Origin of the sequence: Flavobacterium hercynium, from assembly GCF_002217285.1 — a bacterium.
Classification (GTDB): Bacteria; Bacteroidota; Bacteroidia; order Flavobacteriales; family Flavobacteriaceae; genus Flavobacterium; species Flavobacterium hercynium.
On sequence record NZ_MUGW01000008.1, the window covers coordinates 60,165 to 83,425 of the forward strand.

At 34.0% G+C, this 23,261-nt stretch carries 24 protein-coding genes; 6 read left to right on the top strand and 18 right to left on the bottom strand.

Annotated elements, in window-relative coordinates; translation table 11 throughout:
- Positions 1-75: 75 nt before the first annotated feature.
- The 3 genes from B0A66_RS03135 to rnpA form a co-directional block, all read right to left on the bottom strand.
- Complete coding sequence (locus B0A66_RS03135; protein WP_089048395.1) at positions 76-1,713, bottom strand: S41 family peptidase; 1,638 nt, start codon at positions 1,711-1,713, stop codon at positions 76-78.
- 2 nt (positions 1,714-1,715) lie between these two features.
- A complete protein-coding gene (locus tag B0A66_RS03140) occupies positions 1,716-2,528 on the bottom strand; it encodes a DUF4349 domain-containing protein (protein ID WP_089048396.1) in 813 nt (270 codons plus the stop codon).
- 80 nt (positions 2,529-2,608) lie between these two features.
- On the bottom strand, positions 2,609-3,013 hold the full coding sequence (rnpA, locus tag B0A66_RS03145) for a ribonuclease P protein component (protein WP_089048397.1): 405 nt from the start codon (positions 3,011-3,013) through the stop codon (positions 2,609-2,611).
- 126 nt (positions 3,014-3,139) lie between these two features.
- Between rnpA and B0A66_RS03150 the strand changes: the two genes are divergently transcribed.
- The 3 genes from B0A66_RS03150 (at position 3,140) to B0A66_RS03160 (ending at position 5,687) form a co-directional block, all read left to right on the top strand.
- Positions 3,140-3,880: a lysophospholipid acyltransferase family protein gene (locus B0A66_RS03150; RefSeq protein ID WP_089048398.1), complete on the top strand. Its 741-nt coding sequence runs from the start codon at positions 3,140-3,142 to the stop codon at positions 3,878-3,880.
- 53 nt (positions 3,881-3,933) lie between these two features.
- A complete protein-coding gene (locus B0A66_RS03155) occupies positions 3,934-4,926 on the top strand; it encodes an acyl-ACP desaturase (RefSeq protein ID WP_089048399.1) in 993 nt (330 codons plus the stop codon).
- A 107-nt stretch (positions 4,927-5,033) separates the two neighbouring features.
- On the top strand, positions 5,034-5,687 hold the full coding sequence (locus tag B0A66_RS03160; RefSeq protein WP_089048400.1) for an HD domain-containing protein: 654 nt from the start codon (positions 5,034-5,036) through the stop codon (positions 5,685-5,687).
- A gap of 179 nt (positions 5,688-5,866) precedes the next feature.
- On the opposite strand, the gene B0A66_RS03165 is transcribed toward B0A66_RS03160, so the two are convergent.
- The 4 genes from B0A66_RS03165 to B0A66_RS03180 form a co-directional block, all read right to left on the bottom strand.
- The gene (locus B0A66_RS03165; RefSeq protein WP_089048401.1) at positions 5,867-5,989 is read right to left on the bottom strand and encodes a FeoB-associated Cys-rich membrane protein; all 123 of its coding nucleotides are present in this window, start codon (positions 5,987-5,989) and stop codon (positions 5,867-5,869) included.
- 6 nt (positions 5,990-5,995) lie between these two features.
- Entirely contained in the window at positions 5,996-8,095 is a 2,100-nt protein-coding gene (gene feoB, locus B0A66_RS03170; protein ID WP_089048402.1) for a ferrous iron transport protein B, read from the bottom strand.
- Entirely contained in the window at positions 8,095-8,334 is a 240-nt protein-coding gene (locus B0A66_RS03175) for a FeoA family protein (RefSeq protein ID WP_089048403.1), read from the bottom strand. The genes feoB and B0A66_RS03175 overlap by 1 nt, the downstream gene beginning before the upstream one ends.
- Before the next feature lie 103 nt (positions 8,335-8,437).
- A complete protein-coding gene (locus tag B0A66_RS03180) occupies positions 8,438-9,103 on the bottom strand; it encodes an SCO family protein (protein WP_089048404.1) in 666 nt (221 codons plus the stop codon).
- Between the two features lie 201 nt (positions 9,104-9,304).
- Here B0A66_RS03180 and B0A66_RS03185 point away from each other — a divergent pair, with 201 nt between their 5' ends.
- On the top strand, positions 9,305-11,365 hold the full coding sequence (locus B0A66_RS03185; protein ID WP_089048405.1) for a M13 family metallopeptidase: 2,061 nt from the start codon (positions 9,305-9,307) through the stop codon (positions 11,363-11,365).
- Positions 11,366-11,428: 63 nt separating this feature from the next.
- Here B0A66_RS03185 and B0A66_RS03190 read toward each other — a convergent pair whose 3' ends face one another.
- Positions 11,429-11,827: a c-type cytochrome gene (locus tag B0A66_RS03190; RefSeq protein WP_089048406.1), complete on the bottom strand. Its 399-nt coding sequence runs from the start codon at positions 11,825-11,827 to the stop codon at positions 11,429-11,431.
- A gap of 9 nt (positions 11,828-11,836) precedes the next feature.
- Positions 11,837-12,829, bottom strand: coding sequence for a porphobilinogen synthase (hemB, locus tag B0A66_RS03195; protein ID WP_089048407.1), 993 nt, complete (start codon positions 12,827-12,829; stop codon positions 11,837-11,839).
- A 246-nt stretch (positions 12,830-13,075) separates the two neighbouring features.
- Here hemB and B0A66_RS03200 point away from each other — a divergent pair, with 246 nt between their 5' ends.
- Both B0A66_RS03200 and B0A66_RS03205 read left to right on the top strand, forming a co-directional pair.
- Positions 13,076-13,708, top strand: a complete 633-nt coding sequence (locus B0A66_RS03200; RefSeq protein ID WP_089048408.1) for a hypothetical protein — start codon at positions 13,076-13,078, stop codon at positions 13,706-13,708.
- A 3-nt stretch (positions 13,709-13,711) separates the two neighbouring features.
- Positions 13,712-15,556, top strand: a complete 1,845-nt coding sequence (locus tag B0A66_RS03205; protein ID WP_089048409.1) for a hypothetical protein — start codon at positions 13,712-13,714, stop codon at positions 15,554-15,556.
- 65 nt (positions 15,557-15,621) lie between these two features.
- On the opposite strand, the gene B0A66_RS03210 is transcribed toward B0A66_RS03205, so the two are convergent.
- From B0A66_RS03210 to hemA, 9 genes are all read right to left on the bottom strand, one after another.
- Positions 15,622-16,557 (bottom strand): DUF4421 family protein, encoded by a 936-nt coding sequence (locus B0A66_RS03210; RefSeq protein ID WP_089048410.1) that lies wholly within the window; start codon positions 16,555-16,557, stop codon positions 15,622-15,624.
- A gap of 122 nt (positions 16,558-16,679) precedes the next feature.
- Complete coding sequence (gene hemF / locus B0A66_RS03215) at positions 16,680-17,582, bottom strand: oxygen-dependent coproporphyrinogen oxidase (RefSeq protein WP_089048411.1); 903 nt, start codon at positions 17,580-17,582, stop codon at positions 16,680-16,682.
- Positions 17,583-17,588: 6 nt separating this feature from the next.
- Positions 17,589-18,002, bottom strand: a complete 414-nt coding sequence (locus B0A66_RS03220) for a hypothetical protein (RefSeq protein ID WP_089048412.1) — start codon at positions 18,000-18,002, stop codon at positions 17,589-17,591.
- Entirely contained in the window at positions 17,992-18,543 is a 552-nt protein-coding gene (locus tag B0A66_RS03225; RefSeq protein ID WP_089048413.1) for a GNAT family N-acetyltransferase, read from the bottom strand. The genes B0A66_RS03220 and B0A66_RS03225 overlap by 11 nt, the downstream gene beginning before the upstream one ends.
- A 3-nt stretch (positions 18,544-18,546) precedes the next feature.
- The gene (locus B0A66_RS03230; protein WP_089048414.1) at positions 18,547-18,924 is read right to left on the bottom strand and encodes a hypothetical protein; all 378 of its coding nucleotides are present in this window, start codon (positions 18,922-18,924) and stop codon (positions 18,547-18,549) included.
- Positions 18,925-18,987: 63 nt separating this feature from the next.
- Positions 18,988-20,013 (bottom strand): uroporphyrinogen decarboxylase, encoded by a 1,026-nt coding sequence (gene hemE / locus B0A66_RS03235; RefSeq protein WP_089048415.1) that lies wholly within the window; start codon positions 20,011-20,013, stop codon positions 18,988-18,990.
- Positions 20,014-20,192: 179 nt separating this feature from the next.
- Entirely contained in the window at positions 20,193-20,867 is a 675-nt protein-coding gene (locus tag B0A66_RS03240; RefSeq protein ID WP_089048416.1) for a uroporphyrinogen-III synthase, read from the bottom strand.
- Positions 20,868-21,794, bottom strand: coding sequence for a hydroxymethylbilane synthase (hemC, locus tag B0A66_RS03245; RefSeq protein WP_089048417.1), 927 nt, complete (start codon positions 21,792-21,794; stop codon positions 20,868-20,870).
- A 121-nt stretch (positions 21,795-21,915) separates the two neighbouring features.
- Positions 21,916-23,166: a glutamyl-tRNA reductase gene (gene hemA / locus B0A66_RS03250; RefSeq protein WP_089048418.1), complete on the bottom strand. Its 1,251-nt coding sequence runs from the start codon at positions 23,164-23,166 to the stop codon at positions 21,916-21,918.
- Positions 23,167-23,261: the final 95 nt, after the last annotated feature.

A 23,261-nucleotide genomic window follows, 5' to 3' on the forward strand; every position in this document is an offset into this window, starting at 1 on the left:
TCTAAAATGTCGGGTTTGTACGTTATGAGAAGAAAATAATATAATTTCTATTGTATTAGCTATCAATAGATTGTTTTACATTTTCAAAATCGTTTTGTATTCTGTTTGATTGTTTAAAACAGCTACCGCTTTTTTAATTTCAGAATTGTTTTTTAAGTAAAACTGATATAAACCTTCCTGATATTGATATCTCTTAATAAGTTCTTCCTGAATTAAGCCCTTAATTTCTTTTTGGTTTTTGTCAAGCAAAGTAGTTTCACTTTTCTCAAGCGCATTCAATAGTTGCTGATATTCTGCAGAGATTGTTTCATCAATCTTTTCGTTTTTGGCAGCGGCTAATGTATTTCGAAGTGCGATTTCTGTTTCAGTATCAAAACTTATTTTATTTACTTTCAGATATTGTTTGAAGCTCGCATAATCAGCATCCGTAAGTACAGGAATTTTTTCTCCCAAAGCTGGGTTTTTATAGTAGTACGTTGTTGCGTAGTCAAAGATTCCATCGTTTTTGAGAAGTGCAGTCGTAATCGGACTCATTTTAGCTTCTTCTAATTCAATGTCCGGTAAAACACCTCCACCATCAAACACCGTTCTTCCTTTTCTGGTTTTAAAGGCATTAAAGTTTTTCGCATCCGTTTTTTGTGCTACACCATTTTTATCTTTATGAGCATAATCCAAAGCTTGTATACATCTTCCCGAAGGAGTGTAGTATCTTGAAATCGTTACTTTAAGTTGTGTTCCATAAGTTAAGTCTACAGAACGCTGTACTAAACCTTTACCAAAACTACGACTTCCCAAAACAACAGCACGATCTAAATCCTGCAATGCTCCGGATACAATTTCAGAAGCCGAAGCACTTCTTCCGTTCACTAATATAGCTAACGGAATTTCAGTATCAATAGGTTGATTTTGTGTTTTGTACGTATTGTTGTGTTTTTCGATTCTTGATTTTGTAGTAACAATAACTTCGTTCTTTGGAACAAACAAATTGCAGATATCTACCGCTTCATTTAGTAAACCTCCCGGATTACCTCTTAAGTCAAGAACAATTTGTTTAGCGCCATCAGCTTTCAATTTTTCAAGAGCATCTTTTACTTCTGCAGATGCTTTTCTGTTAAAATGTGATAAAACAATATATCCCGTCTTATCATCGATTTTTCCGTAAAACGGAACTGATTTAATATCAACTTCGTCCAAAACCAGATCTGTTGTATTCGTTTTTCCTTGACGTAGATATTTTAGGGTAATCTTTGTGTTTTTTGTTCCCTTTAATAATTGAGATGCATCATCTTTAAAATCAGCAATTAAAACATCACCAATCTGAATAATTTCATCACCTGCTTTTAGCCCAGCTTTATCTGCCGGATAATTTTTATATGGTTCACGAACAATCAGGCGGTCTTTTTTTCTGGAAATCAGAGCGCCAATGCCTGTGTATTCGCCAGTGTTATTAATTTTGAAGTTTACAACATCCTGTTCGTTAAAGTATACGGTATACGGATCTAAACTTCCCAACATACTCTTAATGGCTTTGTCCATTAAATCACCAGGATTGGTATCGTCTACATAATTAGTATTTACTGCCTTAAACAAAGTAGTGAAGATTTCAATTTGCTTGGCAATTTCAAAAAAATCTTCTTTGAAACTAGTTCCAATAAATAAAAATCCTGCTGCTACGGTAGGTATGATGAATTTTTTTTTGAGGTAAGGATACATGATTATATTTTTTTTCTTTTAAATCTTTTTCTAATAAAATAAGCGATTACACAAAATAGTATAATAAATGGCCAAATGCTAATAATAGATATTAAAAACTCAGAAAGACTAAAAAAGCCAGACTGAATTGCTGTCCATATTTTTGAACCGTATGAGGCTTTAACACCTTCCTTTTGAGCAACAGTTTTGTAAAATGAAATTGAGACGGTACTTTCTGAAACACGATTTTCAAGATATTTTAATTGTCCCTGTTTAGCTTCAATTTCTTCGCGAATAACTGAAATTTGTTTTTCAATTTCTAAGATCTCACTAATCTTCGTTGCTTTTTGTAAAATCTCTAAATAACGTGCTTCAAGTTTACGCTTTGTATTTAGTCTTGAAGTCAGATCAATATACTCTTCGGTAACATTTTGAGAAGAAATATCTTTTCTTTCAAAGTAAGAAACTCCTTTTGAAATTGCATTTATAAAAGAATCAAAATTTTGACTGGGAACACGTATTGTTAAATTTCTATAAACGTTATCGTAATCTTTCCCTTCCGAGTCATTTTGAATGGTCGCCTTATTTGCTGTAATCGCAATTTGAATTTGATTGAAAGTATCTTCTAAATTATTGGTTTCAAATCGAAGTGAAGCTTCTTTGATTATTTTTTGAGTAATTTGAGAAGTATTAGAATTTACCTCTGAACTTGAAGAAGATTCTTTTTTTGGAGGAAGTTTAACAGTCGTAATCATCATATTTTTAGATGGTTCTTCGTGTTTGCTGCAACCTGACAAAGTCAAGAAGACAAAGAATAAAAAGAAAATATATTTCATATTATTTCAAATTAAATTTAAAACTACAATTTTTTTATAATTCACAGTCTAGTTTGATAAATAAAGTTGTTTCCGAAGGATTACAAATCAGTTTTAGCTTCAGAATCAGTGATTTTGTTTACTTGTTGTAAAAACTTCTCAAACAGCTGAATCGTTTTGGTATTGATTTCCTCGTAAGATAGTTTGTCTTTTGTCTGGTAAAAAAACATAAAAGAATAAGATTCCGTAACGTTCTCAAGCAATAGATGCTTGTTTAATCGGTATGTTTCTCTTAAAACGCGTTTAAAATAATTACGATCAACCGCTTTTTTAAAATACTTTTTAGAAACCGAAACACCGATTTTAATTTTTTCCTCCTGATGAGCTTCTGCAACACGATAAACCAAACGCAACGGATATTTTGATACCGATTTTCCTTCAGAAAACAGTAAACCAATCGTTGTTTTGCTTTTTAAACGTTCATTTTTAGGGTATGTAAAGTTCATTAATTCAGAAAAAATTTGCAATTTTATAGTACAAAGGTACAATTAAACCATAAACACGGTTATTGTTTTTAATTTTAATACCGCTAAAAATATATTTATTACTTTTGGCCTTTAAATTTTATAAGCATGCAAAAGATAATTTCGTATCCCATATCCGTAATTTACTATTTATGTTTTAGTCTTTGTTTATTGGTTTTTCATCCAATACAATGGATTTGCTTAAATGTTTTTGGTTATCAGGCTCATAAAAAAAGTGTTGATTATTTAAATTTCTTTCTGTTAAGATGTACTAATTTGGTAGGAACCAGATATACAATAGAAAACAGAGAAACGATCCCAACAGGAGTTCCTATCATTTTTGTGTGCAATCACCAAAGTATGTATGATATCATAGCGATGATTTGGTACTTTAGACGTTTTCATTGTAAATTTGTAAGTAAGAAAGAGTTAGGTAGCGGAATCCCAAGTGTGTCTTATAATTTACGTCACGGAGGTTCAGTGTTAATAGACCGAAAAGACCCTAAACAAGCCATTCCTGTTATTAAAGGCTTGTCTGAATATATAGAAAAAAATACAAGATCTGCAGTAATTTTTCCGGAAGGAACCAGAAGTAAAACCGGAAAACCAAAAGAATTTGCACAAAGTGGTTTAAAAATCCTGTGTAAATATGCGCCTTCAGCGTATGTGGTACCAGTGAGTATCAACAATTCATGGAAGATGGTAAAATTTGGTTTTTTTCCAGTTGGTTTAGGAAATCATCTTACCTTTACAGCACATAAAGCTATGGCTGTGAAAGATTATGATATAGCCGAATTATTGGCTTTGAGCGAGAAGGCTGTGGTGGAAGGAGTAAACGAGTATAAATAGATTTTGGTTATTCGTAAAAAGCGATAACTTAAATCCCAAATCTAAAATAAGTAATGTCTATAAAAAACATTAGATTAGAAGTAATGCAGTTTTTGGAAAAAAACGTGGATAGCTTCGTTGAACAGTATTTAATTCCAGTAGAAAAAATTTGGCAGCCGTCAGATTTTCTGCCTAATTCTGAAGGAGATAATTTCTTTGAGGAGGTTAGAGAATTGCGTGAAATTGCCAAAGAATTACCATACGATTTCTGGGTAACTTTAGTAGGTGATACTATTACTGAAGAAGCTTTACCAACTTATGAATCGTGGTTAATGGATGTAGAAGGAATAAATCAGATAGAGAACGGTGGAAATGGCTGGTCTAAATGGATCAGACAATGGACAGGTGAAGAAAACCGTCACGGTGATTTACTTAATAAATACTTGTATTTGTCCGGTCGTGTGAACATGCGTGAAATCGAAATGACAACACAGCACTTAATCAACGACGGTTTTGATATTGGAACTGGATCTGACCCGTACAAAAACTTTGTATACACAAGTTTCCAGGAATTAGCAACGTATGTATCGCACAATAGAGTAGCACAAATGGCTAAGAAATTTGGTGATAACAAGTTGTCTAAAATGTGTAAAATGATTGCAGGTGACGAAATGCGTCATCACCATGCGTATAGCGAATTTGTTACACGTATTTTTGCAGTAGATCCAAGCGAAATGATGTTGGCTTTTCAATACATGATGAAGCAAAAGATCGTAATGCCGGCACACTTTTTAAGAGAATCAGGTCAAAAAATAAGTTCAGCTTTTGAGCAGTTTTCTGATTCAGCGCAACGTATTGGTGTTTACACAGCAAGTGATTATGTCGATATCATGCAAAAATTAATGGATAAGTGGGAAATTGATAAAATGTCAGGCTTAACAGATGAAGCTGAAAAAGCACGTGATTATTTAATGAAATTACCGGCGCGTATGGCAAAAATCTCTGAAAGATTAGTAATTCCGCAAGAGTCACATATTTTTAAATGGGTTGAACCTGCGAGACTTTAGATTTCTGATTTAGAATTTAGATTTAAAATTGATAATTAGAATAGTAATGTTGATTGTTAGGGTTTTGAAAACTTTGACAATCAGCATTTTTTGTAAAAAGATAGTTTATGAGTAGTGCGGCATTAATAAATAAAACAATTGCTTTTGTAAAAGAAAAATTAACTGATGCAGAAGGCGGACACGATTGGTTTCATATCGAGCGTGTATATAAGAATGCACTTTTAATTGCAAAAGGAACGGTATGCGATGAAACAGTTGTAGCATTAGGTGCTTTGCTTCATGATATTGCCGACAGTAAATTTCATAACGGAGACGAAACCATCGGACCTAGAACAGCACGTTTATTTTTAGAATCGGAATCAGTAGAAGAGGAGATTATTCAGCATGTTGTAAAGATCATCGAAAACATATCGTACAAAGGCGGAAATTTCGAGAAGAAGTTCAGCTCGATAGAATTAGATATCGTTCAGGATGCGGATCGTTTAGATGCAATTGGAGCGATTGGAGTAGCAAGAGCGTTTAATTATGGCGGATTTAAAAATCGTAGTTTATACGATCCTGCAATAAGTCCGGTCACCAATATGACGAAAGAAGAGTACAAAAAGAATAATGCACCAACTATAAATCATTTCTACGAAAAGCTTTTATTGCTGAAAGATAAAATGAATACCGAAACAGGAAAACAAATCGCTGCCGAAAGACATCATTTTATGGAAACATTTCTCGGTCAGTTTTATGCTGAATGGGAAGGAGTTAAGTAGCTTATTCTCAAGTTTAAGTTTTAATAAAAGAGCGGCTTCAAATTAATGAAGCCGCTCTTTTTATGTTTAGCAGTTATTGTTTCTAAATGAAAACAGTTATACTATTTAAGACAAAGTAAAGAAAGAGGCAAGATAAAAAACCTCAGTCCCTCAGTCCCTTTGCAACTTAGAACCTTCCTCTAAGAACATCCACAGTTTCCGTCGCCGCAATTCTTTTTCTTTTTTGATTTCCAAAGGAATTTTTTAACCAAAAAACCAATGGCAATAAAGAGTATGACAAATGCTATTATTTCTTGTATCATGGCATTTTACTTTAAAAGTTGATAAGCCAAAAGCGCTACAAAGTAGGCTAATGCACTCATGAAAACCAATTGCATAGCAGGCCATTTCCACGAGTTGGTTTCTTTTTTAGTTATCGCTAAAGTACTCGCGCACTGCATAGCGAAAGCATAAAATAGTAATAAGGAAATTCCTGAAGCAAAATTAAAAATTTTCTCTCCCGTAACCGGATTTACTTCCTCTTGCATTTTGCTTTTTATGGTAGCTTCATTATCACTGCTTCCAACACTGTAAATTGTAGCTAGTGTCCCCACAAAAACTTCACGTGCTGCAAACGAACTGATGATTGCAATTCCTATTTTCCAATCGTAACCCAATGGAGAAATGGCAGGCTCAATAGCTTTACCCATAATTCCAATATAGGAGTTTTCTAATTTTTGAGAAGCAACTTCATTTTCAAATGTAGGTTCATCAAGCGGAGTATTAACAAAACGTTCTTTTACAATTTCTTCCGCATTGTTAAAAGCATCACCAGGTCCGTACGAAGCCAGAAACCAAAGGATTACAGAAATCGCTAAGATAATTTTACCCGCTCCAACAACAAAAGCCTTTGTTTTTTCGACCACATTTATAGCAACGTTCTTGAAAAGCGGTAATTTATAACTTGGCATTTCGACTACGAAATACGTTTTGGCGCTTATTTTTAATATTTTATTTAATATGTAAGCAGATAGAATTGCAGTTCCAAAACCTAGTAAATACAAGAGCATCAAAGCCAAACCCTGAACGTTCAAAAATCCAAGAACACGTTCTTCAGGAATTACCAGCGAAATGATTATCGTGTAAACCGGTAATCTGGCAGAGCAAGTAGTAAAAGGAGTTACCAAAATAGTAATCAAACGCTCTTTCCAGTTTTCGATGTTACGTGTTGCCATAATAGCCGGAATAGCACAAGCCGTTCCTGAGATCAAAGGCACAACACTTTTTCCGGAAAGACCAAATTTGCGCATTATTTTATCCATCAAAAATACCACACGGCTCATATAACCACTTTCCTCTAAAATCGAAATGAAAAGGAACAGGAAAGCAATTTGCGGAATGAAAATAATAACACCACCAATTCCCGGTACAATTCCCTGAGAAAGTAAATCGGTCAAAATACCGCTCGGTAATTCTTCCGCAACCCAGCTGCTTAAAGAAGCAAATGTGCTGTCAATGAAATCCATTGGTATGGTTGACCAGCTGAAAATCGATTGGAAAATCAAAAACAAAATAGATAAGAAGATAATATAACCCCAGAACTTGTGGGTTAGCACACGATCTAAATTTGCTCTAAAATCCGTTGCTGTCGAAGCATCAACTTTGAGACCTTCTTTTAAAACATCATTTATAAACTTATATCTTTTGATGGTTTCCTGTTGCTGTAAACGTTTTAACTCAGAATTCGACTTCGTAAAAGTACTTCTGATAGCATTACGATCCAGATTCGAAAAGTTGACGTCCTGTGTAATAACCAGCCATAATTTGTACAACAACTGATTTGGAAACGCTTTTTGTAAACTGTCAAAATATTCTTTATCAATAACAGATGCATCCAGACAAGGTGTACTGGAAACTGTTTTATAGGAAACAATTAATTCCTTTAATTCCTCTATACCATGACCTTTTCGAGAACTAACCAGTGCAATTTTGGTCTGAAGCTTTTCTTCCAGATACGGAATGTCAAGTGTAATTCCCTTGCTTTCCATACGATCCGACATGTTAATGACTAAAATCGTTGGGATTTCAAGATCTTTTATCTGAGTGTAAATCAGTAAATTTCGTTTTAGATTTTCTACATCAGTTACTACAACAGCAACATCAGGATATAATTTATCGTTTTTGTTTAATAAAAGTTCAATAACAACACTTTCATCCATAGAACTTGCATTCAGACTGTAAGTTCCGGGTAAATCCAGAATGTTAGCTTTGATGTTGTTAGGTAATTTGCAGAATCCTATTTTCTTTTCAACAGTAATTCCAGGATAATTTCCAACTTGTTGATTTAAACCAGTAAGCTGATTAAAAACAGAAGTCTTTCCTGTATTGGGATTCCCGATAAGGGCCACATTGATATTTTGTATGCTCATTAGAAATTGGTTTTGATAAGTTCAACTTCAATTTCACGTGCTGTTTCAACACGAATTGCGACATGAGAACCATTAATATCTAAATATAAAGGATCTCCCAAAGGAGCAATTTGAAGTAGTTGGACTAAGTTGCCCGGTAAACAACCCATTTCTAATAATTTTAGCGGAATCAAATCGATATCAAAATCTTTGATAATGGCTTTTTCGCCTTTTTTCAGTGTGTGGATAGTATTTTGCAAGCTTATTTAGATTGAATTTAGATTGCAAAAATAGGTAATTATTCTTTATTTGAAGGCATTTAGTAGAAGTGAATATGCTAAATGTTTCTAAATATTGGCGTTTTTACTCCTTCGACAAGAATTCAATATCATCTAATAGACGTTGCATTTCTTCTTTATTTGTTCCGTCATAAAATCCTCTTACACGACGTTTTTGATCTACTAATACGAAATTTTCTGTATGAACCATATCATACAGCTGATCCGGTCTGCCGAGTTTTACCGCCAGGTAAGATTTTCGGGCCATCGTATATATTTCTTTTTTATCTCCGGTAACCAAATTCCACTTACTGTCAATAACACCATGTTTTTTGGCGTATTCTTTTAAAACAGGAATACTGTCCACTTCAGGAAAAACGGTGTGCGAAAGCAGCATTACTTTAGGATTGTTTACTATTGCTTTTTGAACTCCGGCAAGATTGGTTGTCATTTTTGGGCAAATAGAACCACAAGTTGTGAAGAAGAAATCGGCAACATAAATCTTTCCTTCGTAATCTTTTTGCGTTATCATTTTACCATTTTGGTTTACAAACGAAAAGTCAGCAATGGTATGGTATTTACTTTTGTATTGAACAGTGCTATCAACCAACTCCGGATTTACATCGGCAGGATTATAAATAGGTAATGTTTTTTGTGGCTTTAAAGCCGAATAAAATAAGGATATTGTAATGACAGAAAATACAATTAAAACAATAAAGAATTTGCGGTATCTGTAAAGAAGTGATTTCATGAGGATAATTTGGCGCAAAAATACAAAAACGACTTTTTATAAAACGAATTAAGTATTGGTTTTAACAGCAGAATAGACATTTACAGGAATGTTAATAATTTTTCGTGTTAAAAAACCTATCGTATGATTATTGTTATAATTTTAACATATGGTTTAAAATAATAACAATATGTTTGTAATTACTATCAAAAACAACTTAAAATGAAAAAACAACTTAGTAAACCTATGTTTTGTGTTTTTTCTGCAATGCTTTCATTAACTGCAGTTAACGCACAAGAGGTAACTTCTAAAGAACCTGGGATTAACGTCTCTTATATGAATACTTCAATTAGTCCAGGTACAGATTTTTTCCGCTTTGTAAATGGAAAATGGCTGGATAAAACTGAAATTCCAAGCGACAGAACAACTTGGGGAAGCTTTAATGAATTAATTAAAAAAACAGATAAAGATGCTATGGCTATTTTGAAGGAAGCTTCGAAAAATCCAAAGTATAAGTCGAATACAGATCAAGGGAAAGCGGTTAACTTGTTTACTACTGTTTTAGATACTGTTGGAAGAGATAAGAGAGGTATTGAACCTTTGAAGCCATACTTAAAGAAAATTGATGCTATAAAAAATGTAGCTGATCTTCAAAAATATTTAGTAGAATTAGAACCTGAAGGTGGTTCAGGATTCTTTGGAATCTATGTTGGCGCTGACGAAAAGAACAGTTCTAAAAATTCTGTAAGTCTTTCTGCAAGCCGTTTAGGGTTGTCTGATAAGGATTATTACACTTCTGAAGATAAAGATTCTAAAGAAAAACGTGCTAAATATGAATTGCATGTAGCGCGCATGATGCAGTTTATTGGGGAATCTCCGGAGAAAGCCAAACAAAGTGCTGCGACGATATTAGCATTAGAAACCAGTTTGTCTAAACCAAGATTAGATCGTGTTGAAAGCAGAGACAGTCGTTTGCAATACAATCCTATGACGGTAGCTGAACTTCAAAAATTGACACCGGCGATTAATTGGGATGCTTACTTTACAGGTCTTGGCATAGCCAAATTAGATACTGTTGTCGTAACAGAACCTCGATACATGAAAGCACTGCAAACTGTTTTTACAGAAAACAAAGTAGCAGACTGGAAACAATATTTGAAATGGGATTTACTAAATTCAGCAGGTTCAAAATTGTCAACTGATCTTGAAACTGCTAGTTTTGACTTTTACAGTAAAACATTAAGAGGAGCTATCAAACAATTGCCACGTGAAGAAAAAGCGTTGGCTGTAGTGAATCGCAGTATTGGTGAAGCACTTGGAAAATTGTATGTAGAAAAAGTATTTCCGGCTGAAGCTAAAAGTAAAGCCATAGATATGATTCACAATGTAGTTTTGGCGTACCAAAATCGTATTACGAATCTAACCTGGATGTCTGACGCTACAAAAGCGAAAGCAATCGAAAAGCTGAACAAGATTACCGTAAAGGTTGGTTATCCGGACAAGTGGAAAGATTATTCTGCTTTAGAAATCAAAGGTGTTGCAGAAGGCGGAAGCTATTATGAAAACTCAAAAAACCTTTCAAAATGGAACTTCAAGAAAAGTGTCGATAAACTAAAAAAACCAGTTGATAAAACAGAATGGGGAATGTCGCCACAAACAGTAAATGCATATTACAACCCATCTTATAATGAAATTGTTTTTCCTGCAGCGATTTTACAACCGCCGTTTTACAATTATCAGGCAGATGAAGCTGTAAACTATGGTGGAATGGGCGCAGTTATCGGACATGAAATTTCTCATGGATTTGATGATTCAGGTGCGCGTTACAATGCAGATGGAAACTTAGTAGACTGGTGGACAGAAAACGACTTAAAACAATTTACAGCTTTAGGAACTGCTTTGGCTGATCAGTATAGTGCTTTAGAGCCATTGCCAGGAATTCACGTAGATGGTAAATTTACTTTAGGAGAAAACATTGGTGATTTAGGAGGTATTAACGCTGCTTTTGACGGATTACAATTATACCTAAAGAAAAACGGAAGTCCGGGATTAATCGATGGTTACACTCCAGAACAACGTTTCTTTATTTCCTGGGCTACCGTTTGGAGAACTAAATCAAGAGATGAAGCTATTAAAAATCAGGTAAAAACAGACCCGCATTCTCCTGGGATGTACAGAGCATACGTTCCAATTCAAAACGTAGATGCTTTTTATAAAGCTTTTGATATCAAAAAAGGAGATCCAATGTATGTTGATCCTGAGAAAAGGGTTAAAATTTGGTAAACTAAAATCATAAAAAACGGCGCTGTAATAGCGCCGTTTTTGTTTTGTATAATATTATAATCGTTATTTTAACTGACTGTACATATAAGCTTCTATCGCCTGAAGTTCTTCGTCAGACATTGCTTGTGTTACAGGAAAATTGGTTTGCATAACAGAAAATTGACTCGGATCTACGATTGGTTCACCCTTTCCTCTTAAAAAGGTAACCATATCGCCTTTTTTATCTTTGTAAATTTTTGCAATCTCTTGAATACTAGGCCCAATAACCTTTTGATCTAATTGATGACATGAAGTGCAATTTCCTTTACCTTCAAAAATTTGTTTTCCTAAAGCTTCCGGAGTTTTAACTTCTGCTGCATGTCCTTCAGTATACGATTCTGTTGTGTCCTGAACAGTTTCTGTTGCTTCTTTTTTACAGGATGCAAAAGCTAAAACAGCTGATAAAAGTAGTACGTTTTTCATATCCGGAATTTATTTATTTAAAAGAATAGAAGCCTCTTTAGCGAAGTAAGTCGTAATGATACTGGCACCTGCGCGCTTAATGCAATAAAGTTGCTCTAGCATAATTTTGTCATGATCAAGCCATCCTCTTTCTGCTGCGGCCTTTACCATCGCGTATTCACCAGATACTTGGTAAACAGCAACCGGTACATGAACAGCATCTTTAATTTCTCTTACAATATCAAGATATGCAATTCCTGGTTTTACCATTACGATATCAGCACCTTCTTCAACATCTAATAATGCTTCACGAATACCTTCAATTCGATTAGCATAATCCATTTGATAGGTTTTTTTGTCTTTAGGAATATTTTGAGAATCTACAGGAGCAGAATCTAAGGCATCACGAAACGGACCATAAAATGCAGAAGCATATTTTGCACTGTAGCTCATGATACCAACATTGTGGTGTCCGTTTTCTTCCAACGCTTTTCTGATTGCTAAAACACGACCATCCATCATATCGCTTGGCGCTACGAAATCGGCTCCGGCTTCAGCGTGGCTTAAACTCATTCTCGTTAAAGCATCAACGGTAGCATCATTTAGCAATTGACCATTTTCTATAATTCCGTCATGACCATAAATCGAATAAGGATCTAAAGCGACATCCGGCATAACAATCATTTCAGGAACCACATCTTTAATGGCGCGGATAGTTTGTTGCATTAAGCCATCTTTATTCCAGGATTCAACACCTTTGTTGTCTTTTAAATTCTCACTTACCTTAACGTAAATGTTTACTGCACGAATTCCCAAGTCCCAGGCTTCCTTTACTTCTTTAATTGTGTTATCGAGAGAATGACGGTAAATACCCGGCATAGAGGGAATTGCTGTTTTTATATCTTTTCCTTCCGTAACAAACATTGGAAGCATAAAATCTTGTGGACTTAAACTTGTTTCACGAACTAAAGAACGTATAGATTCATTGGTTCTTAAACGGCGGTTTCTTTGTAATGGGAACATATCTGTTTTTTTATGAATTGTATCAAAAATAAGGGAATTATTTTTCCGCTGTAAAGTTAAAGAAAAATCACCTTACAGCAGACTTTAGTGAGGTATAGAACCGTTAATGTTATCTAAAAATTTAGCATATTATTAGTTTAGCCTTTACTTTTAGGAGGGATATAAATTTTAATCTTTGTGAGATGTTTTAGAATTAAGGAATTGATTAAATACCGATTTTAGAAAAAATCCTTTTAAATTTGTCATATGAAGAAAATCCTGGCGCTATGCTGTTGTTTGCTCCTTACCAGCTGCTTTGAAATAACAGAAAGAATAAAACATTTTAACGACCAAAGTGGTGAATACACACTAATGGTCGACTTTTCTAAATCCTGGTTCAAAACTAAATCTGCCATTTGGCTGGAAGAAGTAGATGGCGTTAAAATTCCTAACGAGCAGGAAATCACTAAAAAACTGACAGACTTTAAACTCAAAGCAGAAAAAATAGAAGGAATCAGTAATGTTTCTACAAAAACAGATTTTCAGAATTATGTTTTCATAATCAAACTGAAATATGCCAATGTAAAAGCACTAAATGCCGTGGTGAACAGCATCAACAATCAAACTGATCAGATTCATTTTAGCAGTAATGATAAGAACTTTGAGAGGATAGCTTCGTATCCAATTCCCGATAAAGTGATCAAAGACCCTAAGAAAAAAGAAGATCTTGAAGCGGCCAGCATTATTGCTATTTATACCTTTGATAAAGATATTGCCACTGTAACGAATCCGAACAGTAAAATTTCACCAAATAAAAAGACCGTTTTTTTAAAGCAAAGTATGTACAGCGTCCTTAAAAAATCGGCATTAATGAACAATACAATCCAATTAATCCCCTGATTTATGAAACATTTTTATGTTTACTTCCTTTTATTTTCAATGTACCTTTCTTTTGGACAGGTCAATCCAAACCAATACGATTATTTTGTGCAGTTTAATGGAAACCAGCTTTCAAAAAAAGTTAGTGTTGCAGATGTACTAAACCATCCGCTTATTAGCCAGTACAAACAAGGAAAGGCAAACCTTGATTTAGACGAATATATCGCTCTTTTTAAATGGGATCAGAAAGCAACCTTTCACGGAAGTTTCACCGATAGTCTTCCGTATTATCAGGTTACAATTCCCATAATTGGAAGACAAGCCTTTAAAAAGTTTATAATTGAAAAAGAAAAAAAGAAACTGAACACAGATTTAGTAGAGGTTTCGGCAATTCAGGATTTCGCTCAATATTCAGTTTACACACCAAAAGGTGAAAAAGCTTCATTTGCTTGGAATGAGAACTATCTGGTAATCTTTGAGTATACTAAGAAATTTAAAACATTTCCGTTGACATCTCAGGGATATGTTTCGGTAACAGAGCCTTATCAGGAATATGATGAGAAAATTAGCGAGCAAAACGGAGTAATCAACCAAGAAAACGATGAGCAAAGTGATGTAATAATAGAAGAGGCACCACCACGATATAATACATCACCAGTTATTGATATTGATGAATATGAAGGATCGCATGAAGAGTATAAGAAAGAACAGGCTGATTTTGATTATAGGCTTGCTGAAAAACAAAGACTTTATATAAAAGCATTGTTCGAAAATGGCTTTACAGTTCCATCTTCAAACAAGATAAATGCGACGGCAGACATTTCGTCTTGGGTCAATTACAGTTCCGTAATGTCTAGCTTAGGTTCAGCGTATAATGCATTTTCGCAGTTTAGCGCGTATAATAAGTTTTTGCCAGTAGAAAAAAATATTGGTGATATGATAAGAGGAATTGGTCTTGATTTATATTTTGATAATGATAACGCAAAAGTAGAAGAGGTAATTGAGTATTCTCCGGAAATGGCTGTAGCGATTCAGAAAATTACAGATAGAAAAATTAATAAAAATCTTTTTAACTATTTTCCTGCTGATAAGCCATTGGGCTATATGTCATATCATTTGAATACGAAAGCCGCCTTAGAAACTTTTCCGTCATTAACCGCTTCATTATTTCAGAATCCTAAATTAGTCAAAGAGGATATTCTATTAATTACAGATTTAATTTCGACCATTGTCGACGAACAAGCCACATCGACTCTTTTAGATGGAGATTTAGCCATGTTTGTTTACGGAACGAAAGAAGTTGAGGTTTTGACAAAAGCGTATGAATACGGAGATAATTATGAAGAAATAGAAACGGAGAAGAAAATCAAAAAAACAATTCCGTTGTTTTCTGCGGCTTTTACCTCTACACATCCAACATTTGGAGATAAATTGATTCAATTAGGTGTTCGCAAAGGAATATTAATACAGCAAGGTGAATATTACATGATTGCGAGAACAGAAGAGTATGGAACTATTTTTATTAAAAAAGATAAAGATGTTGTCGTTGTAACCAATACTTTCGATTACTTCAATGGAGGAAAAGGTTCTTTTGTAAGCGAAACAAAAAAAGCTTTGAAGAAAAATTACATGTCAGCAAAATTAAATCTGGCTGAATTGGCAACGATATACAAAAACGAAGGAAAGATGACAGGTGTCAAATCAGAAAAGATGGAAAGAGTAGCAAATCAGTTTAATGATGTTACAATTGAATCTCCTAAAAAACTGATTGATAATAAATTGATTTTTGGCTTTAAGCTAAGTTCATCAAAATCAGATAAGAATATCATTTTACAAACCTTAGATTTGGTGCAAGAAGTAAGTAAATAATATAATAGTTGATCAAAAAAAATGCTCAGTATGAATTCAATTTCTTACGGGGCATTTTTTTATAGTTATAGACCTGTTTTTTCATGAATCTTTTCATAAACTTTTTTGACTTTTTTGGGAGCATCAAAGCGATAACCAATTGTAAAAATAAAGCTGGATAAAGTATCATCAAGTCTGGTTTGGGCAGCATCACTTTGAAAAAAACTAACTACATTAGTGTTTGCAAAGACAAAGAAATCGTCTTTATTGTAACCGAGTTTAAAATTAAAATCAAATTGGTACAGACCATACACTTTTTCATCAATCATATTAATTCCTGCGCCAAATCCAATTCCGGAACCTATTATAAAACGGTTACTAATTACGAAATTATAACAATAGGTTGGCGCTAATGATAAAAAATACATATTTCCATCTGAAAAATCCAAATCCGAATTGAAAGTAAGATTTGTATAATAGAAGGATAGTTTTGGAACAAAACTACCGGCACTTTTTCGTTGCCATGCATTTTGGCTAGTCAGTGTTTTGTACGAAAAATTGTCATTAAAAATATAAGATGTTGTGGTTCCAATTTTAGTAGTACGCATATCCGGAAGAGGAAGGCTAAGTCCTTTTTCGCTAATATAAAACCCTTTTTGATTAATAAAAGTAAAGGACTGTGCCCATTTTTTTAAAAATAGCGTGTAGTTGAAACTGAGTAATTTTGCGTTTCTACTTTCTTTGTTTCCCGGAAAAAAATCTGGTGCAAAGCTCAAACTCAGATTAAGAAACTGATAACTTAAACTAACACCTAACTGTGATTTGTAATCGGGCTCAATACTAACAGTTCTAAAATTGGCTTCTTTGCCCGATAGAATATCAAAACGATTGGCTGTTTCTAACTGGTAAAGGCTGGCTATCACTTTATCATCATAGTCTATAATATTAGAAATAGAATCATTTTGAGCGAAACAATTCCAAGTACTTACAAGGAGAAATAAAATAATTAGTCTTAGATTCATTTTTACATGCTTTTTTTAATGTAATTTATTTTAACTGTGTAATAATCACCAATTTGATGAAAATTACAGAGAATAAAATTACAAAAAAGCTAAAACTAATTCTGATAGATTAGGGTAATATATTAGACCCAATCGACCGGTTCTTGTAGTACTTTTATTATTTTTTCCTCTTTACTGCCTTCTTCAGGCTGATGATCGTATACCCACTGCACGTGTGGAGGCAAACTCATTAAAATACTTTCAATACGACCATTGGTTTTTAATCCAAATAAAGTGCCTTTGTCATGAACCAGATTAAATTCTACATAACGGCCACGACGAATTTCCTGCCATGTTCTGTTAGCATCCGTATATTCTAAGTTTTTTCGTTTTTCTACAATAGGAACATAAGCTTCTAAGAAACTATCACCAACTTCCGTTACAAAGTTGTACCAGTCCTCCATATCCATTGTTTCATTTGCTTTGCAGTAATCAAAAAACAAACCGCCAATTCCGCGAGCTTCATTTCGGTGTGCATTCCAGAAATAAGTATCACATTGGTTTTTGTATTTCGAATAAAAATCAGGATTATGCTTATCACAAGCCGTCTTACAAGTCTGATGAAAATGTACTGCATCCTCTTCAAACAAATAGTAAGGTGTTAAATCTTGTCCACCGCCAAACCATTGCTCGATAACTTTTCCGTTTTCGTCATACATTTCAAAATAACGCCAATTTGCATGAACAGTAGGAACCATTGGGTTTTTAGGATGCAATACCAAACTTAGTCCACAGGCAAAAAAATCAGCTTCGGCAACGCCAAACATTTTCTGCATCGCTTCCGGCAGTTTACCATGAACACCAGAGATGTTTACACCGCCTTTTTCGAATACATTTCCGTTTTCAATAACACGAGTTCTTCCTCCACCGCCTTCAGGACGTTCCCAAAGATCTTCGCGAAATTTTGCAGCTCCGTCAACAGTCTCTAATCCAGCACAAATCTGGTCTTGTAATTTTTGTATGTATGCGTAAAATTTATCTTTCATGCTAGATTAATTTTTATATTTAAAATTCTTTCCACCATCTTGAATTTCAATCTTTGATATTTCATTGTATGGAATCTTTGTAATCATTTTTGGAAGAAATCTTGATTTATGACCAATTAAAGTGTCATTTATAAATTTTATACTATCAAAGTAAAAATGTTTTCGCTTTCCATTATTTAAAGTGACACGCATTTCTAAAGATGGTTTGTTTTCTAGTATCTGTGTATTGCCCTCTTTATCTTTTACTTTTAATGTTTTGATTTGAAAACCGTTATAATGAATTGGGCCAGTTATAGCAGATGTAGATTGATCATATTCAATATTTTCAAATTGTTGTTTAAAATTTTCAGGATTGATAGTATAGGTTTTACAAGAAAATAGACTCAAGCAAAAAGTAAGCATAAGGATTTTATCTTTCATGAGTAATGTATTCTGATTTGAGTAATCCAAAGTAAACGATGTCTTCTAATGTGCCTTCGCTGCTTTTAAATTCTTCGCGTAATATTCCTTCTTGTTTAAAATGATGTTTTAATGCAACTTGCTGACTTGCGATATTAATTTTTGAAGTACAGATAAAAACTTTGTTCATTTTTAGCGTATGGAAACAAAAGGCTAACGTTTCGGATACAATTTTAGATGTAATTCCTTTTCCCTCAAAATCTTTGTCAATAAAATAACCCAACTCACATTTTGAAATTCTGTTATCGATGCTTTTTACACATAGATATCCAATTAAGGCATTCGTTTTTGTATTGCGGGCATAAAAAAAGTAACCTTCTTTATTATTTTCTTTATCCTGATTTACAGCAATAAAGTGTTTTGTTTTATCAAAATCGGAACAGTTCGCTAAAGTAACAGGAAATGTTTTCTCTATATGAGCTCTATTCTTGTCGATAAGCTTATAAAACTCTTCTGGAAGTATGCTATCAATCGTTTCTATTTTTAGATCAGTAAAGTACATTGCTTATTTGCTTTTAGCCGAAGCAATTTTAGTATTGATTCCAAACGAAAAAACTTTGCTTTCCTGTTGGATATATTGGTAAATGGCAAGTGCCTTTCCTATAAAATTAAATTGTTTTTCTTGCGATAAGCCCATTAAAATATCAGCAAATTGTTCTTGTTGATTCCAGTCAAGATGACATCGCTGTAACAAAATGATCAATTCCTCTTCCGGTATTTCAATTGTTCTTTGTAAACTCAGACCAAAAGCTTTGAGTTGTTCGTCAATAAGACTGGTATCTTCTACGTTCCAGAATCTAGGTACAAAAATAAGAGCGTGCAAAGTGCGTAGCGTATTCTCTATCCTGATGCTTTCTTCGTCTCTTAGTCCTTTGTTTAACATTCTTATTTGTTTTTTCGGCAAGGTTTTTAAAACCTCGCCGAATATTTAATTAGTTACAAAATACTATTGTCCGTATTCCTTCACTGCGTCAATAAACGCCTTAGCGTGATCAACAGGAATATTTGGTAAAATACCGTGGCCTAAATTTACAACATATTTATCTTTTCCGAATTCATCGATCATTTCATGAACCATTTTCTTGATCGTTGGAATTGGAGAAAGTAATCTTGACGGGTCGAAATTTCCTTGTAATGTTATGTTTCCACCAGATAAGTAACGCGCATTTCTTGCTGAACAAGTCCAGTCTACACCAAGTGCAGAAGCTCTACTTTTACCCATTTCGCCAAGAGCAAACCAACATCCTTTTCCGAAAACGATAACCGGAGCATGATCCGCTAAAGCTTCAACGATCTGGTTGATATATTTCCATGAAAATTCCTGATAGTCTACAGGAGAAAGCATTCCTCCCCAAGAATCAAAAATCTGAACAGCATCAACACCTGCTTTTACTTTTTCTTTTAAATATAAAATGGTGGTATCTGTGATTTTTTGTAATAATGTATGAGCTGCTGCAGGATTAGAAAAACAAAATCCTTTGGCAGTATCAAAACTTTTAGAACCTTTTCCTTCTACAGCGTAACAGAAAATAGTCCATGGCGAACCGGCGAAACCAATTAAAGGTACTTCGTCGTTTAGCATTTCTTTCGTTAATTTAATAGCATCCATTACATAACCAAGACTCTCCTGAATGTCCGGTACATAAACACGGTGCACATCTGCCATTGAACGAATTGGATTTGGTAAAAAAGGACCAAAATTTTCTTTCATCAATACTTCGATTCCCATTGCCTGAGGAACAACTAAGATATCCGAGAATAAAATAGCAGCATCAGGAGCAATTCTGCGAATAGGCTGAACCGTAATCTCTGCAGCCAATTCCGGAGTCTGGCAACGTGTAAAGAAGTCATACTTATCGCGAAGCGCAATAAATTCAGGTAAATATCTTCCAGCCTGACGCATCATCCATACTGGTGGACGTTGTACAGTTTCTCCTTTTAATGCTTTTAAAAATAGATCGTTTTTTAACATTGTTTTTTATTGCTTTAGGCTTTCAGTTTTTAGACTTTCAGCGTGTTCGTGTTTTTTATTTTTTGCCATAGGCAATAAGCTTTAGGCTCTAGGCTTTTTTAGTTTGTTGCTATAAGCTTAGGTAATAAGCGATATTTATTTTGCTAAAGGCATAAAGCCTACTGCTTAAAGCTTATAGCCTACTGCTTATAGCCAAATTCAGTGATTACATCCTCGATTACGTCTTCAACCGTTGGTTGATCAGCAATAATGATGTTTTTTGTGATTTTATGTAAAGCTTCTGCTGTGGTTTCACCAATACAAAAGCAAGTTTCTTTCTTTATGGTATTCTCTTTCAAATAACTTTCAACTCCGGAAGGACTAAAAAATAAAATACCGTCTGCGGCGGTACTTATTTTTTGAGGTTTTAATGAAGTATCATAAACCTGAATCTCATTCATTTTTACCTCAGCATCCTGCAATGCTTTTGGTAGTGTTTCTCTTCGAAGATTTCCGCTAAAAAACGTATAGCTTTCGTTGCGGTAGATCAAAGTAATGATTTCGGCTAAGTCGGCAGCATAACCCGTGTAAGCTACCACGTTGAATCCGTTTTCTGATAAAAGAATTTTTGTTTTTAAACCAACACAAAATACATTTTTGCTTTTTAGTTTTTCTGAATTTGGATTTGATAAAACACTGTGAACAGCATTTTGACTCGTAAAAATCAAATTGTCGTTGAGGTCTTTTAATTCAAAAGGTTTGTTGTGGGTTTCAATGAAATCAGCTTCGATTACACCAATATTTGATTTCAGTAATTCTTGTTTCTGAATAGCAGAAAGCTTCTTTGTTGCGATTATTTGAATTGATTTTGCCATTTACTTTTTTAAAGATTCTTTAATAGATTGCATTAATTCTGTTCCACCGGAATTTAAAATTTCCTGTGCAGCAAAGAATCCCAGCTTTTTCCATTCTTCAATGGCAACCGTTTTGTCAATCTCCAATTTTTGTTTTCCGTCGACAGAAAGCAAAACACCTTTAAAGTGCAAAGTATCTTCGTTTTCGTTGTAGCGAACCAAAGCACCGATAGGAGCAGTACAGCCACCTTCGAGTGTTCTTAAAAACTGACGTTCGATATAAGTGCAAATTTCAGTTTCAATATCATTTAATTGAGAAAGGGCATCAAGAGTATAATTGTCATTCTCCATTGCCACAACCATCATTGCGCCTTGAGCTGGTGCAGGCACCATCCAATCTAAATTAATATAATTTTCTGGTTTCAGGTTAATGCGCTCCAATCCTGCAGCAGCAAAAACAGCTCCGTCCCAATTATTGTCTTGTAATTTTTGCATACGGGTGTTTACGTTTCCACGTAAATCAACTACAGTATGATTAGGATATTTATTAAACCATTGCGCTTGTCGGCGTAAGCTTCCTGTAGCAATAGTACTTGGGTTATTTGCAAAATCCGGATTTCCTTTGTGTACCAAAATATCAAGAACATTAGCTCTTTCTAAAACAGCAGCCTGAACAATACCTTTAGGTAAAGCAGTTGGTACATCTTTCATAGAATGAACAGCAATATCAATATCACCATTGATCATCGCAATATCTAAAGTTTTAGTAAAAATTCCCGTAATTCCCAGTTCGTAAAGTGGTTTGTCAAGAATAATATCACCTTGAGATTTTACAGCAACAATTGAAGTTTTATAACCTAAATCGTTTAGCTTTTTTTCTACAGTATGTGCTTGCCAAAGTGCTAATTCGCTATCGCGTGTTCCTATTCTTATTGTCTTTTCTGCCATTTTTGTTTTTAAAACCAAGGTTTTTTTATTTTTCTCACCATTAAGATATTAAGTATCATTAAGGTTTGTGCATGTTTTTTACTATTAAGCTTAATTAGCTTAATATCTTAATGGTAAAAAACTAAGATGCTTTTATTTTGAAGACTTTTTCAATCCATTCAATACTTTCATCTACCATGGTGTCATCATCTTTAAGGTGATTCGCAAAATGAGTAGTAATTTTTTGAATGATTCTGTTGCTGATGATTTCAGCTTGTTCTTCATTAAAATCGGCAATTTTTCTGCTTTGAAAATTCAATTCAGACGTTTTAATAGCGTTAAGCTTGTCTTTTAAAGCATTAATAGTAGGTGCAAATTTGCGGCCCTTTGTCCAGGTGATGAATTCCTCCTTAACTTCTTCTATAATTGCTTCAGCTGCCGGAATGTGTAGTTTTCTGTTTTCCAATGTTTCATCTGTCAATTGTGACAAGTAATCCATGTGAATTAAAGTAACACCTTCTAATTCCTCAACATTTTCATTAACGTTTTTAGGAATAGATAAATCTAAAATCAATAAAGGTTTCTTTAGATTTAAGATTGCTTTGTCTACCGTTGGGTTTTGAGCACCTGTGGCAACAACAACAACATCAGCTTTTTGAAGTTCTAAATGAAGTTCTGAATAATCTTTAACAATCAGATTTAGTTTTCCGGCTAATTTCTCCGCTTTGTCCTTCGTTCTGTTTATTAAAGTAATATGTTCGTTTTTGGTATGTTTTACAAGATTTTCGCAAGTATTTCTTCCAATCTTTCCGGTTCCAAAAAGTAAAATGTTTTTATTACTAATGTCTTCAACATTCTTAAGGATGTATTGTACAGATGCAAAAGAAACGGAAGTAGCGCCTGAGCTGATTTCTGTTTCATTCTTAATCTTCTTGCTTGCCTGAATAACGGCATTGACCAATCTCTCTAAAAAAGTATTGGCTAAACCTAATGACTTAGAATGGGTAAAACTTGTTTTGATTTGAGAGATAATCTCGAAGTCACCAAGAATCTGACTGTCTAATCCTGTTCCTACGCGAAACATGTGATTAATAGCTTCTTGATTTTTATATACAAAACCTACTTTCTGAAAAGCATCGACAGTACCGTTGCTGTTATCACAAATAAGTTTTATTAATTGAAATGGGTGCTCGGCAAAACCATAGATTTCGGTTCTGTTGCAAGTCGAAGTGACAATTAAACTTTCTATTCCTTCCGTTTTAGCCTGTTCCAGCAAACGCGTTTTAGCAATCGCATCCAAACTAAATTGACCTCTAACCTCAGCATCAGCTTTCTTATAACTTAATCCAACTGAATAAAAATATAGGTGTTTCGGTACATTAATGTTTTCCATAAATTCACTTTCATAAAAGTTCAACAAAATTAGGACTATAGTGCTGATAAAAATAACGCTCAAAGTGCTTTTTGTATCGCTGCGTGTTTTTTTGA